This is a genomic window from Bordetella ansorpii, from assembly GCF_900078315.1.
GTDB classification, from domain to species: Bacteria; Pseudomonadota; Gammaproteobacteria; order Burkholderiales; family Burkholderiaceae_B; genus Bordetella; species Bordetella ansorpii.
This window is the reverse complement of record NZ_FKBS01000014.1, coordinates 724,083-739,239: the sequence shown is the minus strand read 5'-3', so window position 1 is coordinate 739,239 and position 15,157 is coordinate 724,083. Positions and strand designations below refer to the sequence as shown.

The 15,157-nt window shown below is 64.2% G+C and carries 14 protein-coding genes; 5 read left to right on the top strand and 9 right to left on the bottom strand.

Features of this window, described 5'->3' with window-relative positions:
- Positions 1-73 precede the first annotated feature (73 nt).
- The 3 genes from A7W11_RS11065 to A7W11_RS11055 form a co-directional block, all read right to left on the bottom strand.
- On the bottom strand, positions 74-1,138 hold the full coding sequence (locus A7W11_RS11065) for a LacI family DNA-binding transcriptional regulator (RefSeq protein ID WP_066411698.1): 1,065 nt from the start codon (positions 1,136-1,138) through the stop codon (positions 74-76).
- A gap of 76 nt (positions 1,139-1,214) precedes the next feature.
- Positions 1,215-1,619 (bottom strand): NUDIX domain-containing protein, encoded by a 405-nt coding sequence (locus tag A7W11_RS11060; RefSeq protein WP_162270264.1) that lies wholly within the window; start codon positions 1,617-1,619, stop codon positions 1,215-1,217.
- A 262-nt stretch (positions 1,620-1,881) separates the two neighbouring features.
- Positions 1,882-2,718: a DUF4189 domain-containing protein gene (locus A7W11_RS11055; protein WP_066413917.1), complete on the bottom strand. Its 837-nt coding sequence runs from the start codon at positions 2,716-2,718 to the stop codon at positions 1,882-1,884.
- Positions 2,719-3,089: 371 nt separating this feature from the next.
- Here A7W11_RS11055 and A7W11_RS11050 point away from each other — a divergent pair, with 371 nt between their 5' ends.
- The gene (locus A7W11_RS11050; RefSeq protein ID WP_412778717.1) at positions 3,090-3,641 is read left to right on the top strand and encodes a hypothetical protein; all 552 of its coding nucleotides are present in this window, start codon (positions 3,090-3,092) and stop codon (positions 3,639-3,641) included.
- A 58-nt stretch (positions 3,642-3,699) separates the two neighbouring features.
- Here A7W11_RS11050 and A7W11_RS11045 read toward each other — a convergent pair whose 3' ends face one another.
- The 6 genes from A7W11_RS11045 to A7W11_RS11025 form a co-directional block, all read right to left on the bottom strand.
- Positions 3,700-4,296: a hypothetical protein gene (locus tag A7W11_RS11045; protein WP_066411688.1), complete on the bottom strand. Its 597-nt coding sequence runs from the start codon at positions 4,294-4,296 to the stop codon at positions 3,700-3,702.
- A 238-nt stretch (positions 4,297-4,534) separates the two neighbouring features.
- Positions 4,535-5,176 carry a DUF1294 domain-containing protein gene (locus tag A7W11_RS11040; protein WP_066411680.1) on the bottom strand — a complete coding sequence of 214 codons (642 nt, stop codon included), beginning with the start codon at positions 5,174-5,176 and terminating at the stop codon, positions 4,535-4,537.
- A 170-nt stretch (positions 5,177-5,346) separates the two neighbouring features.
- Positions 5,347-8,085, bottom strand: a complete 2,739-nt coding sequence (locus A7W11_RS11035) for an autotransporter family protein (protein WP_066411678.1) — start codon at positions 8,083-8,085, stop codon at positions 5,347-5,349.
- Positions 8,086-8,312: 227 nt separating this feature from the next.
- Entirely contained in the window at positions 8,313-8,543 is a 231-nt protein-coding gene (locus tag A7W11_RS29115; protein WP_412778727.1) for an ankyrin repeat domain-containing protein, read from the bottom strand.
- A gap of 52 nt (positions 8,544-8,595) precedes the next feature.
- Complete coding sequence (locus A7W11_RS11030) at positions 8,596-9,765, bottom strand: alpha-hydroxy acid oxidase (protein ID WP_066411676.1); 1,170 nt, start codon at positions 9,763-9,765, stop codon at positions 8,596-8,598.
- Positions 9,766-9,859: 94 nt separating this feature from the next.
- Positions 9,860-10,765: a LysR family transcriptional regulator gene (locus A7W11_RS11025; protein WP_066411674.1), complete on the bottom strand. Its 906-nt coding sequence runs from the start codon at positions 10,763-10,765 to the stop codon at positions 9,860-9,862.
- Positions 10,766-10,920: 155 nt separating this feature from the next.
- Between A7W11_RS11025 and A7W11_RS11020 the strand changes: the two genes are divergently transcribed.
- From A7W11_RS11020 to A7W11_RS11005, 4 genes are read left to right on the top strand one after another with little or no spacing between them, the layout of a single operon-like run.
- A complete protein-coding gene (locus A7W11_RS11020) occupies positions 10,921-11,916 on the top strand; it encodes a Bug family tripartite tricarboxylate transporter substrate binding protein (RefSeq protein WP_066411672.1) in 996 nt (331 codons plus the stop codon).
- 14 nt (positions 11,917-11,930) lie between these two features.
- Positions 11,931-13,259: an MmgE/PrpD family protein gene (locus tag A7W11_RS11015; RefSeq protein ID WP_066411670.1), complete on the top strand. Its 1,329-nt coding sequence runs from the start codon at positions 11,931-11,933 to the stop codon at positions 13,257-13,259.
- 33 nt (positions 13,260-13,292) lie between these two features.
- Positions 13,293-14,264, top strand: a complete 972-nt coding sequence (locus A7W11_RS11010; protein WP_218188584.1) for a D-2-hydroxyacid dehydrogenase family protein — start codon at positions 13,293-13,295, stop codon at positions 14,262-14,264.
- Positions 14,265-14,296: 32 nt separating this feature from the next.
- Positions 14,297-15,157 (top strand): TauD/TfdA dioxygenase family protein, encoded by an 861-nt coding sequence (locus A7W11_RS11005; RefSeq protein ID WP_066411668.1) that lies wholly within the window; start codon positions 14,297-14,299, stop codon positions 15,155-15,157.

Here is a 15,157-nt window from a genome sequence, read left to right as displayed (position 1 = left end):
AAATATTAGCGCTAATATTTTATTAGCGCTAATACTTCGAATCAGGACATTCCCGGAGGATGCCGCAGCCGCGTCAGGCGCTTTGCCGCCGTATCAAGGTGAACCCGACATCCACGTGCATGCCTTCACTGGCGCGTCCGTCCAGCCGATCGATGATGGCGCGCGCCGCCTGCTCGCCGATCAGCGAGCCGTCGATGCGCACGGTGGTCAGCGCGGGCGTGGTGGCCGCCGCGTAGGCCTGGTCGCCGAATCCCACCACGGCCAGGTCGCCGGGCACCTGCCGCCCCAGCGCCGCGGCTTCCAGCAAGACTCCCATGGCGATCATGTCGGTGCTGCACACGACGGCATCGGCAGCGGGCTCGCGGGCCAGCAATTCCGCCAGGCCGCTGCGGCCCGCGCCCATCGTGGCCGGCGCCCTGAGCAAGACATGAGGCGTCTGTGCCTGCGCGCCGATCAAGCCCAGCTCGCGCGCCGTCGCCGTGAATCCCTGCAAGCGGCGCCCTGCCCGCGGATCGTCGCCGATCACGGCCACGGGTCGCCGCCGCCCCGTCTCGGCCAGGAAGCGGGCCACGCATCCACCGGCCGCCTCGTGCGAGAAACCGATCAGCGTATCGACCGGATCGTCGCTCCAATCCCAGGCCTCGACCACGGGAATACGGGCGGCGCGCAACTGCGTGCGCGCGACAGCCGTCAGCACCGTGCGCATCATGACCACGCCATCCGGCCTGCGGCCCAGTATCGCCCGCACGGCCTCGACTTCCTGCTCGGGGTCGTAGCCGCTTTCGGTCAGCATCATCTGATAGCCGTGCCGGCCCAGGTGCAGGCTGAGGGTCTGCAAGGCCTCGAGGAACACGGGGCTGCCCAGGGTGGGCACCGTCACCGCCACCAACCGGCTGCGCCCGCTGGCCAGCCCGCCCGCGATCAGATCCTGCACATAGCCCGTCTGGGCAATGGCGTCGTGGATCAGCTTCACGGTACGCGCGGGCACATGCTCGGGCGCGTTCAGCACGCGGGAGACCGTGTGCATGGACATGCCCGCCACGCGTGCGACGTCGGCGATGGTTACCCGGCCGGAGCCTCGCCGAGGCGCACGGCCCGAAGCAGGCTTGCTGCTTCGCTCGCTGGGATGGGAGGGCATGCGGTCTCTCTACGGTCAGGGCGGCCCGAAATTGTACCGAGCCGACCATCCCACGCCCGCCTGCCCGACGATCAGGTCAGACTGGCGCGAAAACCGCCGGCTGGTTCGTGAGGTACCACGACACCGTCCGCGAGACCGGAAGCTGCCGTATCTCTTCAAGGTGGAAATAACCAGCCCCCGCGCCCTCCTGCACGCGGAAGTCGCCCCACTCGACAGACCGGCGCAGCAGCATCAGGGGAGCCTCCTGGCCATCGCTGCCCTTGCGGCGGCCAATCTCGGTGAAGTCGGCGGGATTCGCGGCAATCCCCAGTTCTTCCTCCAACTCACGCGATGCCGTGTGCAGGTAGTCCGGATCGATGGGCTCCACCCCGCCGCCCCAGAAACTCCAGGTCAGCGGACCGAGGGACGCGGCGCCATCGCGCATTTGCAAGAGCACGCGGCCCAGACGGTCGCGAACAAGAATATTGACAGTGGTAATCATGAGCGACGTCCTGGAAACGGGCTTCATTGTATGGGTGCGCCACCTTCGTCTCGGCTCAGGCAGCTCGCCCCCGGGCAAGCCTGGAAAGCGGGTTTCGTTTGCTTTTCCGGGGATCACTTCCGTACTACGCAAGGTTTTTTACACCCGCATTAAGTTAATAGATTCGAAACTATTCATACCGGGCGTGAATGCGAATCGGCCGGCCGACGCGCCTGTGTGTCTGGCCGGCCGATGCCGTTACGAAGAAGCCCGCGATGGACGCTCAGTTCGCCTTCTCGTCCAGGCCTTTATAGCCCTGCATGTAGCCGCGGCCCGAACAGCGCACCATGGCCACGCAACTCTGGCCGCCGGTCTTGCTGTTGCAGACGGCACGAGACTGATTGCGCGCCGTGTCGGGATCGGGATCGAGGGCTGTGAAGCTGGTGCCCCGGCCCTTCGCCCCCTTTTGCCAGGCCAGTCCCACGCAACTGTTCTGATAAGTCAGCACCTTGGTGCAACCCTTGCAGTCTTCCCAGCCCAACAGTTGCTCGACCGCTTCGTTCTCGGAGGGATACTGATCGCCATACGACAGGCCGCCTGACTCGTCTTCCGCGATGACGCCCCAATAGCCGCGCTTGTCGAGCTTGGCGGACAGCGCCTCACGCGCCTCGGCCGACGCGCGCAGCGCGGACTGGGCACGGTGCTCGGCCGCGTATCCCGGCCCCACGCACACGGGCAGCGTGGTGATCCGGCAGCCGCCATCCGCGCTGTCGGCCGTGCATCGGCGGATGGCCATCTTCGCCGCGATCTCGGGCGACACGCTGTTGCCCGGAAAGAGCGTATCCCGCGAGTTCCGGGCATACACGAGGCAGCTGTCGCTGAACCATCCCAGCTTCACGCAGCCTTTGCCGCCCTTCGCCTTGCATTCGGCCACCGCGGCGGCTTGGGCCTTCGTGTTGGTCGCCTGCGAGGTCACCCAATACACCTGGGTGTTTTTCTCGTCGGTGGCTGCGCCCGCGTAGGCTTTGCCCGTGCCCTGCGCGAATACCGAGCCGGCGCCCGACAACAGCACCAGGGCGGCCAGGCCCATACGAAGCGAAGGCAGGAGGCGTGCAAGCATCGTCATGTCGTGGAAGATGGGAAGCGGCGCGAGCCGTGCGGCGCCGGGCCAACCCGACGCGCCACGAAAGATGAAACGTCCGGCTGGAAGCGGCACGATGTTATCAACGGGGTTGCCTGCGAGGCGCACCGAGGCGGGGCGCACCGGCCTCATTACGTAACAAAATCTCTGCCATCGACGTATCGGCCCGAGTCGCCGACGCACCCGGACGTTTGTCGTGAAATCGTGGGCTTACGGTGCAACGAACCCGCGCCCGCCGCCGATGCCCCGCAGCCAGGAGTTCACGAAGCGACACAATTTTCGGGGAACCGTTCCGGTCAGTCCCGGCATGATGGCGCCGCCATTCACACGATGCGACGGGAAGGAGCGCCATGAAGATCCTGCGACACTCTGCCAACACCGCGTTGAGGCACGGGCTGCTGATGCTCGGCGCCGGCCTGGTCGTTTCGCTTGCCGGTTGCGCCCCGACGGGCGGCAGTTCCATGCTGCCTTCATTGACCAACGGCTTCTCGCTGTCGCCCAGCGTCAACGTGGCGCGCAACATGAAAGGCCGCTCGATCGACGATGCCATCACGGCAATGGGCGAGCCCTCGCGCGCGCGCGCAGTGGGCAACGACATCATGGAACTGGAGTGGTCCGACTACCAGACCGCGCCGTACACCGAGTGGGTCAGCACCGGCAGCAGCCAGCAGGTGGTGGGCATGATTCCCGGCTCCAACACATCGGCGCCCACGCCGGTCTTCCAGACCACGAACCACGGCTACATGCAAAATCGCACGCGGGTCTACGAGTGCAAGGTCGTGATGCGCATGCAGAACAGCATCATCATCGACACGCAGGTCGATGGGAACGTCTGCCCCGAGTTCATCAGCGCGCTGCGCGGCTGGGCGGGCGAGAAGGAAGAGAAGAACTACAAGAACTGAATGTTGCGCCAGTAAGCGCTTCGCATGCCAGAACGTAGCGAACGAACGGTCGGCGTGCTCAATGCCGCCACTGCATGCTGACGTCTCGCTGCCAAGGCGCAAGGCGATCGGCCCTGCACCAGAGTTTTCCTCTTTCCCGCTTGCAGATGGGACGGCGTTCGGCCCATTCGGCCCAGGCAGCTTCAGACGCGCGACGCTCGGCATCTCTTGCGGCCCATTGCTCCCGCACCATCGCAACTTGCTGTTCGAGTTCAGTTCCCTCCTGCTCGTACAGGCTCATGATTTCCTGGCGTCCCGTGTTGTACTGCCCGAAGGTGATCGTGCCGTTTCCTAACTGGGACAACAATGTCCGGGTGCGCTCGGAACTGGCGACATAGGCAGGATAGGTCGCCGAGGAATACCGATTCTCCAGCCAGCCCTGTTTGATGCGGCAATGCTCGAGCAGGCTGTCGAGGGCCTTGACGGCCGCTTTCTGCCGCGTGCTGGGTGCTGTCCTGTCGCTCAATTGGTCAATGCTGGGAGGTCGCGTCAGAGGCGGAATCTTCGATTTCAGCAAAGCGATCTCTGGAAGATCGAAAGGCTGTTCGCAAGCCTGTCGCACCTCTTCCCGATCGCTCGCCTCCTGCTGGTACGCAGTCAGGCGAGCTTCCTCCATCGAGGTGCATCCAGGTAACGCAAAGCACACGGCGACTGTCGCCAGAGAAAGCATCGTTCTGATCATTATCGTCACCCAGGCGTGCGTGAGGTCTATGTGTAGACACTCTATGCAGCTTTGGGAAACCGCTCCATAACAGAGCCATTACGCGACGCGGCCGCCGATTTCGATGCGTTACCGACGGGGCCGAGCCGCTGCCATTGCGGCCGGTGTCCGGGGACGGCTGGCGGCGGTGATGTCAAACCGCCAGCGCTCGTACGATTGCGAACAGCCAGGCACGCAAGGCAGGCAGCGTCAGCAGGGCCAACCCCAGAAAGTTGAGGACCACGGTGATCCAGTAGCAAACCTGGAACGAGGCCTTGGACGACTTGTGCCGCAAGACCTGCTGCGCGACCAGCGCGCCGGGCCAGCCGCCTGCCAACGACAGCATGTGCAAGGTGTTCTCGGGTATTCGCCTCGTGCTGGCGCGCGCGGAGGATTTGTCGCTGGCATAGACCAGGAACGTCAGAATGCTGATCACGACATAGACCACGAAGACCCACCAGGGCAGGCCTTGCATCCAGATCGCGGCCAGCAGGTAGCCCAGGAACAGCGCGAGGACGAGCTGGCTCTTGAAGCCCACGCCGGTCGCTTTCCATTGACGGCTCGGGCCGCGCGCGTGCACGGGCGGAATGTCGAGCAATTGCACCTTGCGCGCGCGAAGGCGTTTGTCGGGAGCCGTCTCGGCCAGGAAACGCACGCGCTGCGAGGCCTGTGGCCGGCCGGATTCGAATACGGAGATATGGGCGAAGACCGCCTCGCCGCCCTGCTCCGGCGTAATGAAGCCGAAACCGCGTTCGTCGTTCCAGCTTTTGAGCGTGCCTTCCTGGTAGCCCTTCATGCGGTTGCGTCCGGCATCGTGGATCGTCCATGACCCAGGCCCTGTATGTCGGTGATTCGACGGCCTGCCCCGCCGAAGGCTAGCACGAGGACGCCGCCCCCGCGCATGCGCCGCTGACAGCCAAACCCGGCGAGCCCAGCAGCGTACCGGACATCCGCATCACACTTTGGCTAGAACGCCATTCTGAAGCCCGCCGTAGCGGTGACAACGGAGCTTCCGGAGAAATCCATATCGGCGTCGATCTGCCCGTAGATCGCATAGCGGTCGCCCCAACTGTAATTGGACCCCGCTCCCACGCTGCCCCAGGTTCGCGCAGAACGACTGGCCGCCGGCACGCCGGCCACGCGCACAAGGGTTCCGTCAAGGAACTCGTGTTTCACGTTGACGACGCCATAGATGCTCGATTCATGGTTCACGCCGGCCGTTTGCCAACTTCTCTTGTAGTCCAGCGCAATACCGAGACGGCCCTGCAAGCTGTCACCCTTGCCGCTTTCAACGTGCGCGCCGAATTTGTCGTTGAAACTGTCGAAGCGGGTCGAGACGTAGGCCAACTGCGCCTGCGGGATCAGGGCCAGCCGCTCATTCAACTCGATCGCCTTGCCCGCTTCCGTACTCAACCCGTAGCTTCTGGCCTGGCGCCCGCCCTTCAACCTGCCGGCCAGCCGTGAATTCAGGTCGCTGTCGAACCAGGTCGCCTGCGCCTGCGTATCGATGTAAACGCCATTCTTGCCGTACCAGGTAAGCGTGGGCGTCATGCCATAGGCGGTCGTGTCGATCTTGCCGTTGCCATATGCCGAGAACACGCGGGTGTCGGCCTTGCCGTAGTGAAAGGCGATGCCGCCCACCAGACGGTCCCCTTCTTCACCGGCCAGGATCCGGTCGATACCAACCTGCGTCTTCCAGGTATCGATGTCCTGGCGTGCGCCCGTGGTGGACGAAGAAGGTTTGAGCCGGCTCGTCACCCCCTCCACGCGGGTCCATACGCCATTGCGGCCGACGTCCGCCGAATCATAGAGGCGATTGCCGACCCGCTGGCGCAGGGTAGGCAGCCGGCTCACGTTCAGTAGCGTGTTGGCGTAGGCTTCATAGACCGGCACGCCGGGCTGATACAGCAAGGGCGGTTCGGCTGCCGGTGGCGTGTCCGGACCTGTCGAGGGAATGCCCGGATCGGTCAGGGAGGACCGCAGATACCAGTCGCCGTCTGCCGCATCCTGCTGCAGGACATAACCGTAGGCGCCGGCCACCAGGGCCGGACGCCCCTCGATGACGTAATCGCCGTTGGCCAGGTCGAACTGCCCCGCCGAGATCCCATTGACCTGCACGATCTGTATGCCGCGTTGGGTCAGCGCGCCCGCGCCGCCCACGTTCTTCACCGTGACGGGGGTCGCGCCCGCGGTGTCTCCGGTGACGATCAATTTGTCGGTTGGCGAATCATCGCCGCCGAGCTGGGTCCGGATCTCCAGGTTGCCGCCCTGCGCCGTATAGTTGCCGGCGACCGTCAGGATGCCGAAGCCGCTGCGCGGCCCCGGAGCGATGGTGCCCTGGTTGACCGTCGCGCCGACGCGCCCCGTGCCCGTCAGCCGGCTCCCCGGCAAGACGTTCACCGGCCCGCCCAGGACGCCGTCCACCTGGAGCGTGCCCGCCTGGACATCGGTCGTTCCCGTGAAGGCGGTGCTGTCGCCAGACAAGGTGAGTATGCCGGCGCCCAGCTTGTTGAAGCGGGATGTTCCCGAGAACGCGGTCGTCACACCGACATCGTAGCCGTTGGTATCGAACCCGGCCCCTTCGCCTCCGATCGCCTGCGTCGAGAAGCCATTCAGGAAGTTGGGCTGGTCGCGCCTGGCGCGCAGGACGCCGCCGTCCAGATTGAAGGCGCCATCGCCGGCCCCCTTGATGACCGAGCCCGTTTCCAGCACCCCGCGGCCGCTGGCGTCGCCGACGAGATTCAGCGTACCGGTGGCGGTGCCGTCGATGGTCAGCCACGTATCGCTGGCGGCGACCGCCAGCCCGCCCTTCTCGATGTTCAAGGTGCCCGTGCCTGCCGAACCGATTTCGATACGATCGCTCGCGGTAAGCGTCGAGATATCGGCCGTGGTGCTGGACACGGTCACCGTTCCGACGCTGCCCGCGCTCCTGCCGATGTAAACCGTTGCCGCAGCGCCGGGCGCGGACGATCCGACGGTATTCACGGTGGCGCCTTCCAGGACGCGCAGGTCGCCGACGCCGTCCAGGCCCACGTAGATATTGTTGAATGGATCCCAGACGGATGTCCGTCCCGATACCGTCACGCTGCCCTGGCTGCCGGCGCTCCAGCCGATGACCCCCTGGCCACTGTGCACGGCGCCGCCGTCATCGATCTGCAGCGTTCCCCTGCCGCCGCCGCCGATCCCGAACGAGCGGGCCGTGTCGAGATTCCAAGTGGATTCCGGCCCGGAAACGAGGACGCTCCCGACGCTGCCGTCATAGCCGCCGATGGTGGCCGATGCGCTTTGCGCCAAGCCTCCGTCCAGGATGCGAAGCGTGCCATTACTGCCAGCGTCGGTTCCGACATACACCGAGCTGAGGCTGGTCCATGTGGACTTCGCGCCGCTGCCGTCACGGCCCGACACCGTCAGGGTTCCCACGCCGCCGCCGAGATTGCCGATGTAGGCCCAATCGTTCAGGACGGAGCCCCCGTCAAGGATGCTCAACGTCCCGGTGAGGGTATCGCCGACGACGAGATCGCCTCCGACCGTCCAAGCCGGCGTCTGGACCGGTCCGGGCAACACCTGGCCGGTACCGGACACCTCTTGAGCGGAAGTGTGGGCCGTGAAGGTGGCCGAAGAGGCGGCCAGCAGTATCCATTTTGACCAACCCGCGCGCTTGCGATTCCTGTTGCCCACGACAGTTCCTACTCGGTACGAACACATGAGGTGGGTACGGTATGCGGGTCGGCCGTCTTCATAGGTGTTTACCCGGGATATCGCCACTCCGACGTTCATGGCGCGGGGTTCAACCCTACCCACTGCACCGCCAGTTCGCAGGCGCCGGGTATTGCCGTTCTTGCGCTTTACCTCGCCTGCCAGCGTGGCGGCTTCCCGCAGTTCCGGAGCCGGCAAGGGCTGGCCAGCGCCCAGGTGCGTCAGCGAGGCATCGGTCATCTGCTTGAACTCGGCGTCCCAATTGATGCCGCCATTGCCATCGAGCTCTCTTGCGAATACGTCCGGATAGGCGCGTAGCTCAGCGGCGGTTCGCCCTGATTGTTGACGGCGTCGATTCGCGCGCGGTGCTCCAACAGGGTTCGCGCCGTCTGGATATTGCCGACCGAGGCGGCGCCGTGCAAGGGCGTACTGCCTCTGGAATCGACCGCATTCGGGTCCGCGCCCAACGTCAACAATGGCTATCCTGCCCTGCCAATAGGGCAAAACCGTGGGGAGGTGTCATCGTATCGGCGCTTGGCTGCAATGGACCTGATCGAGCGATGCCAGATCCGTCTGCCCGATGAATGCCAGCACACGGCTCATCTCGTCGCGCAACATGGCCAGCACATGCTCGACCCCGGCCTGCCCGCCAACGGCCGTTCCCCACATCGCCGCACGACCGATCATGACGGCGTCCGCGCCCATGCAAAGTGCTTTGATCACATCGCTGCCACGCCGGATTCCGCTATCCAGCAGAATCGTCGCGTCAGGACCCACCGCCTGCCTTATCGCCGGCAGCACATCCATCGACGCGGGAGCATTGTCCAGGACCCGTCCGCCGTGGTTGGACACGACGATGCCGTTGGCGCCTGCCTCCAGTGCACGTACGGCGTCTTCGGGATGCAGCAGGCCCTTGACGATCAGAGGGCCCTGCCAAAGGTCTCGCAGCTTGCGCAAGTCATTCCAGGTAAGACTGTCGTTCTTGGGCATGAGGCCGCTTTTTCGCGTGTCGGACATGCTCGTCTGCAAGCACTTGGGCAAATTGTGAAAGCGCGGCATGCCGCCGTTGCACAGATAGCGTCCCATCACTGCCGCCGACCACCGAGGATGCATCAACCCATCCAGCACATTGCGCCGCGTCAGCCGCATCGGGACCGTGAAGCCATTTCGATAATTGAACTCACGGTTGGGGGTCACCGTGGTGTCCACCGTGACGATCAAGGCCGTGTAGCCCGCCGCTCGAGCACGCTCGACCAGCTCGAGCGACATTGCGGGATCTGGCCAAAGGTAGAGCTGAAACCACAGGTTGCCACCCGCACGCTCGGCAACCGTCTCCAGGGAAGTGATGGACCCCGTCGACATGGAGTACGGCACACCGTACTTCGCAGCCGCTTTGGCGGCCGCCACCTCGCCTTCGTACCAGAGCAGCCCCGCCGCGCCGGTGGGCGCCAGGCAGACCGGCATGGGGAATGACTGGCCAAACAGCGTGGTCGCCAGCGACCGGCCCGACACATCGTTGAGCGGACGCGGTACCAGTTGAAGCCGACGAAAGGCATCGAAATTGTTCCGTATCGTCAGGTCGTCTTCCGTACCTCTGTCCACGAACTCGAACAGGCCCCGAGGCAGCCTGCGACGTGCAAGCTCTCGCAGATCATGGAAGTTGTAGCCGTAGGCGGAATCGAAAGACATGGCAGACCCGGTAACGAAAGCCACGTCACTCTATCGCGCGCTCAGGCCGCGCGGAAATCAGGAATTTTTATGGCGGCCCATAAACAAGTCCGCGTCAGTCTGTTGTGCGCCGCAGCGTGGAGGCCTTGGGCGCAATGTCCATGATCTGATCGACGAGTCTGGACCGGGCCGGATCGGCGCAGCACACCACGAAGAACTCCACCCATCCCCCCTGATGCAGATCGGGAACTGGCTGAAGCACGCCACTTTGCAAGTCTTGCAGGATCATGGCCTCCGACAGACAGCCTATGCCGCAGTTGCTCAACACGATCTGCCTGGCCGCCGCCATATTGCTGATCCCGTTGAACTGCCGGGTGTCCGCGCCGCCTTCGACCAGCGTACGCATGGCATCGGTCCAATAGAACGAGTCCTTCTGCACACACCAGATGGGCGAACGCTTCAGGAAATCGAGGAGATTGCCGCGCCAGTTGTTCTGCAGATAGTCGCGTGAGGCGACCCACAGCATGCGGTCGAAGCCCAAGGTGCGGGCGATCAGCTTGTCGCTGCGCACGCTGCCAGCCACCAACGCCACGTCCAGCTTCCTGGCTTCCAGTTTCTGCAGGAGCTTGCTGGCGATATCGATCTCGACGTCGAAGATCAGGTCCGGCCGCGCGGCTTGCAAGTCGCGTACCAAAGCGGGAAACCAGACCATGGAGATGTTGCCGGCGCCTATGCGCACCGTGCCCCCGGACGCCTTGTCGGCACGCACGGACTCCGCCAGCGAGTCGAGTTGCTGGAAGATCGGCTCGGCCTCTTCCAGAAACTGTCTGCCTTCGATGGTCATTTCCACCCCGCGGCCCACGCGCACGAACAGCTTCACGCCCAGCGCGGCCTCCAGCTCGCGGATGCGCGCCGAAATGGCGGGCTGCGTGGTGTACAGCCGCTGGGCGGCGGCCGTGAAGCTGCCCAGACGCGCGATCCAGAATGCTGTCTCCAGATTCGCCAGATTGATGCTGCGCATCAGAGTCTCCCGTGTCGTTATTTTCCTGGCATACCGATTTTTTATGGCTCGCGATACAACGATGTGATTGGAATTGATCGCGCCATCCCTACAGAATAAATGAAGCGGCACGCCAGAGCGCCGCGTTCGAAAAACAAGGATGGAGACACGAGATCATGCGCCATACCTGGCCACCGACGCGCGCCGCGCGGCACACCTGTCGTCATATCTGGACCGCCTGTAAGTGGGCACTGCTGCTGGTCCTTTCGCTGCCAGCGGCGCATGCCCAGCGGCACTACGAGATGGTCATCCCCATCGCGGCGGGCGGATCCATGGACCTGATGGCACGCTCGGTCAGCGAAGCCCTCGCCCGCAACCTGGGCACGTCCGTCACACCGATGAACAAGGTGGGCGCGGGAACGTTGGTCGGCACCCGCCATGTCGGGCAGGATCGCTCCGAAGACGGCAGGCTGATGCTTTTCACGGGCATGCCGTATACGACGCTGCATTTCAAGGAAGGCGGCCCGGCCTTCGACGAGTCCCGCTTCAAGCCGGTCATGTACGTGGGATGGCAGCCCACCGTCCTGTTCATCCGGTCATCCATCCCCGCCAATGACCTGGCCTCCTTCATCAGGTGGGCCCGCGCTACCCCCAACGGCGTGACCTTCGCCTCATCGGGTATCGGCAGCAGCCCGCACATCGCGGCGGAGCAGTTCTCGGCGATGACGGGAATCAAGATCGTGCATGTTCCGATGGCGGGCTCCAGTGCCTTCGTGCCCGCGCTGGCTGGCGGGCATGTGGATGCGGTGTTTGATGCCCCGGCCACGCGCTCGATGGTCAAAGACGGCTATCTGAAGGCCCTGGTGGTCGGGAATGATGCCCCCCTCCCCGACTGGCCAGAGCTGCCGACCGCGCCCCAGGCCGGACTGACCGGCTTTCGCTCGGGGACTTGGTATGGGGTACTGGTTCCTTCCAGCACGCCAGATGCCACGGTGTCCGAGCTCAATGCCAGGCTGAACGCCGCATTGTCCAGCCCGCTGGTCAAGCGCCGCGCCGATGAATTCGGCATCACGCTGGCCGGAGGCAGCGCCGCCGACTTCGCCGCCTTGCTGCAAAAGCAGCAGGCGGACATCGGCAAGCTGATCCAGAGCCGCGGCATCGTCATTCCATGAACAAGGAGCACGGAATGACACATACCGAAGCCCTGGCTGCCCGATTCTCGGCGCTCGAATACGAAGACCTGCCTCCCTCCGTCGTGCAGAAGCTGGAGGCCTGCCTGCTGTATGGCCTGACCATGTCCGCCACCGCACCTGCGCAGCCCATCCTCGATGCCGCCGTGCTGGCCGTCTGCCAGACACCGGGTAATGCCCTGTTGCTGGTCGACGGACAGCGGCGCAATGCGGCGGACGCGGCGTACGCCAATGCATTCCGCATGTGCGCCAGAGGCCAGAACGATACCTTCCAGGACATCTATGCCCATCCTGGCTGCATCGTCATCCCGGTCGTGCTGGCGCTCGGACAGGAGCGCGGCATCAGCGGTCGCGAGATGTTTTCCGCCATGGCGGCCGGCTACGAAGCGCTGGCCTGCGTTGCCGCCGGGTATGCCTCGGCCGTCGTGCAACGCCGGTTCCGCGCGACGTCGGTGTTCGGCGTGATTGCCGCCACCGCGGCCGCCGCACGCGTCCTGAGGCTGGATGCCGACCATACCGCTCATGCGCTGGCACTGGCGACGCAGCAGGCGGCCGGGACGATGCAGTGCTGGACCGAAGGCTCGCCGGAATGGCGACTGCAGGTGGCCACGGCGTCGCGCGCCGGCATCGTCTGCGCCACGCTGGCCGCCCATGGATATACGGCGGCGAGGCAGTCTCTCGAAGGGGACAGCGGTCTGTACCGGACATTCGCGGGCATGGCGCCCAGGGATGCCACGCCGCTGAGCTGGCAGACACCCACCGTGATCTTCAAGCCCCTGCCAGGCTGCCTGATCAACCAGGCGCCGCTGTACATGCTGCTTGCGCTGCGGCGCCAGCACGGGCTGGATGCGGCCCAGGTGGACCATGTCGACGTCGTGCTGTCCAGCAAGAACGAAGCGTATCCCGGCATCAACCGTCATGGCCCCTTCGAGACGCCGACTGGAGCCATCATGAGCTGCCCGTTCATGCTGGCGGTGGGTTTGCGCGACGGCACACTGCGCATGAGCGATTTCGACCTGCGGTATGCCGAAGACGACATCCATGCCCTCAGCCAGTCCATTCGCGTGTACGCGGATGACCAATTGCCGGATTGGGGAGCCACGGTATCGGTGCACCTGAAGGATGGCCGCACGGTGCAGGACACCATGACCGACCCATCCCGTTTCTCCTTTACCTGGGACGAAACCGACACGCTGCTGGCGACGATGGCGGCGCAGTGGCCCTGGCCCGATGGCGCGGACCGGCATGCACGGCTGCGCGCGGCCGTGTCAGCGCTCGATACCAGCCGGCATCTCGATGATCTGCTGAACATCCTGGTCGCCTGAACCTTGGCGCCAGGAGAGCGGCGAGAACAACACATGGAAACCGCCCGGATGAAAGTCGCTGTGCTCGATGACTACCAGTGCGTGGCACGCCAGTATGCGGACTGGGCGTCACTGGAGCATCGGACCAAGATCACGTTCTATCACGACCATGTGGATGAACCTACCGATCTGCTGCGCCGGCTCGAACCCTACCAGGTCATTTGCCTGATGCGCGAACGCACGAAGCTCGACGCCACGGCATTGAGCCAGTTGCCAAACCTGAGGCTCATCGTGACTTCCGCGATGCGCAATGCCGCAGTGGACATCGTGCAGGCCCGCAAGATGGGCATCATGGTCTGCGGCACGGGCGCCGTGCAGACGGGAACGCCAGAACTCGTATGGCTACACATCCTTGCCTTCGCGCGCAATTTCGAACAAGAGCGCGCCGGCTTGCGGCAAGGACGGTGGCAGGTCGGCGTGGGACGGGATCTGCACGGGGCCACGCTGGGCATCCTTGGTCTGGGTCGTATCGGCCAGCGGGTGGCGACAGTTGGGTGTGCTTTCGGCATGAAGGTACTGGCTTGGAGCCCGAACCTGACCGCGGACAGGGCTGCGGAAAGTGGCGCGGAATTCGCCAGCAGGCACTCGCTGTTCGAGAACGCGGACTTCCTGGTATTGGCCATGCAACTGCGCCCAGGCACCCGTGGCCTGGTCACCCGCCAGGACTTGCTTCGCATGAAATCCTCCGCCTATCTGATCAATACCGCTCGCGCCGGCCTGATAGATGAGCAGGCCTTGCTGGACGCGCTGCGTGCCGGCCGTATTGCTGGAGCAGGACTGGATGTCTTCGACACAGAGCCTTTGCCGCCCGCCCATCCCTACAGAACCTTGCCCAATATCACCCTGACCCCGCACCTGGGTTACGTCACGGCCAACACCTATCAACAGTTCTACACCGAGATGGTCCAGGACATCCAGGCATGGTTGGACCAAACCCCCATCCGCGTGCTGGACGGAACCGAGTAGCACTCATCAATCACGGCAACAGGAGACTGAGCATGACGATCGACGTTCACCCACAACCGTCCGGATTCGGCGCGGAAATCACCGGCCTGGATCTGCGCACGCCGATGGATCAGCAGACCTACGATGAAGTAGAAGCAGCATTGGCCAGACACGGCGTGATCTTCTTCCGCAACCAGCCGCTGGACGAAGCTCAACAGGAGGCATTCATCCGCTGGTTCGGCCCGCCCAATGCGTTGGCCAAACAATTGAACAACGCCAGAATGAAGAACCCGTACTTCTACGACGTCTCCAACGTCGACGAGAACGGCGACATCATGATGGAAGACAATGAGCGCAGGTTGTATCTGCTGGCCAACCTGTACTGGCACACCGACATGTCGATGCGCCAGCCTCCGGCGCGGGTCACTGCGCTCAATGCGCGCGTGCTGCCCGAGATCGACCCACCCGACACCGAGTTCGCCGACATGCGCGCCGCCTGGGAAGCGCTGCCCGAGGCCCGCAAACAGGAACTCGAATCGCTGCGCGCCGTGCACAGCGTATACGCCTCGCGCGCCAAAGTGGGATACACCAACTTCAACGATGAAACCCGCAAGCTGTTGCCGCCTTCCGAGCATCCCTTGATCCGCTTGCACCAGGCGTCGGGGCGCAAGCATTTCTACATGGGCGCCCATGCCTCGCACATCGTGGGCATGGAAGAAGAACAAGGCCGGCAGTTGCTGGAGGAACTGGTGGACTTCGCCACGCAACCCCAGTTCCGCTACGTCCACAAATGGCAGCCCTATGACCTGCTGGTCTGGGACGATAGTTGCACGATGCACAGGGCAACGCCTTACGACGATACGCAACGCCGCGAACTGCGCTGGTGCTCCGCGCGCGAACTCGAGCCGGTGTGA

Coding starts and splice junctions, on each gene's coding strand:
- A7W11_RS11060 (WP_162270264.1), bottom strand. CDS start 1,619: ATGATTACCACTGTCAATATTCTTGTTCGCGACCGTCTGGGCCGCGTG.
- A7W11_RS11015 (WP_066411670.1), top strand. CDS start 11,931: ATGACACATACCGAAGCCCTGGCTGCCCGATTCTCGGCGCTCGAATAC.
- A7W11_RS11065 (WP_066411698.1), bottom strand. CDS start 1,138: ATGCCCTCCCATCCCAGCGAGCGAAGCAGCAAGCCTGCTTCGGGCCGT.
- A7W11_RS11035 (WP_066411678.1), bottom strand. CDS start 8,085: ATGTGTTCGTACCGAGTAGGAACTGTCGTGGGCAACAGGAATCGCAAG.
- A7W11_RS11040 (WP_066411680.1), bottom strand. CDS start 5,176: ATGAAGGGCTACCAGGAAGGCACGCTCAAAAGCTGGAACGACGAACGC.
- A7W11_RS11020 (WP_066411672.1), top strand. CDS start 10,921: ATGCGCCATACCTGGCCACCGACGCGCGCCGCGCGGCACACCTGTCGT.
- A7W11_RS11030 (WP_066411676.1), bottom strand. CDS start 9,765: ATGTCTTTCGATTCCGCCTACGGCTACAACTTCCATGATCTGCGAGAG.
- A7W11_RS11005 (WP_066411668.1), top strand. CDS start 14,297: ATGACGATCGACGTTCACCCACAACCGTCCGGATTCGGCGCGGAAATC.
- A7W11_RS11045 (WP_066411688.1), bottom strand. CDS start 4,296: ATGGAGGAAGCTCGCCTGACTGCGTACCAGCAGGAGGCGAGCGATCGG.
- A7W11_RS11010 (WP_218188584.1), top strand. CDS start 13,293: ATGGAAACCGCCCGGATGAAAGTCGCTGTGCTCGATGACTACCAGTGC.
- A7W11_RS11025 (WP_066411674.1), bottom strand. CDS start 10,765: ATGCGCAGCATCAATCTGGCGAATCTGGAGACAGCATTCTGGATCGCG.
- A7W11_RS11050 (WP_412778717.1), top strand. CDS start 3,090: ATGAAGATCCTGCGACACTCTGCCAACACCGCGTTGAGGCACGGGCTG.
- A7W11_RS11055 (WP_066413917.1), bottom strand. CDS start 2,718: ATGCTTGCACGCCTCCTGCCTTCGCTTCGTATGGGCCTGGCCGCCCTG.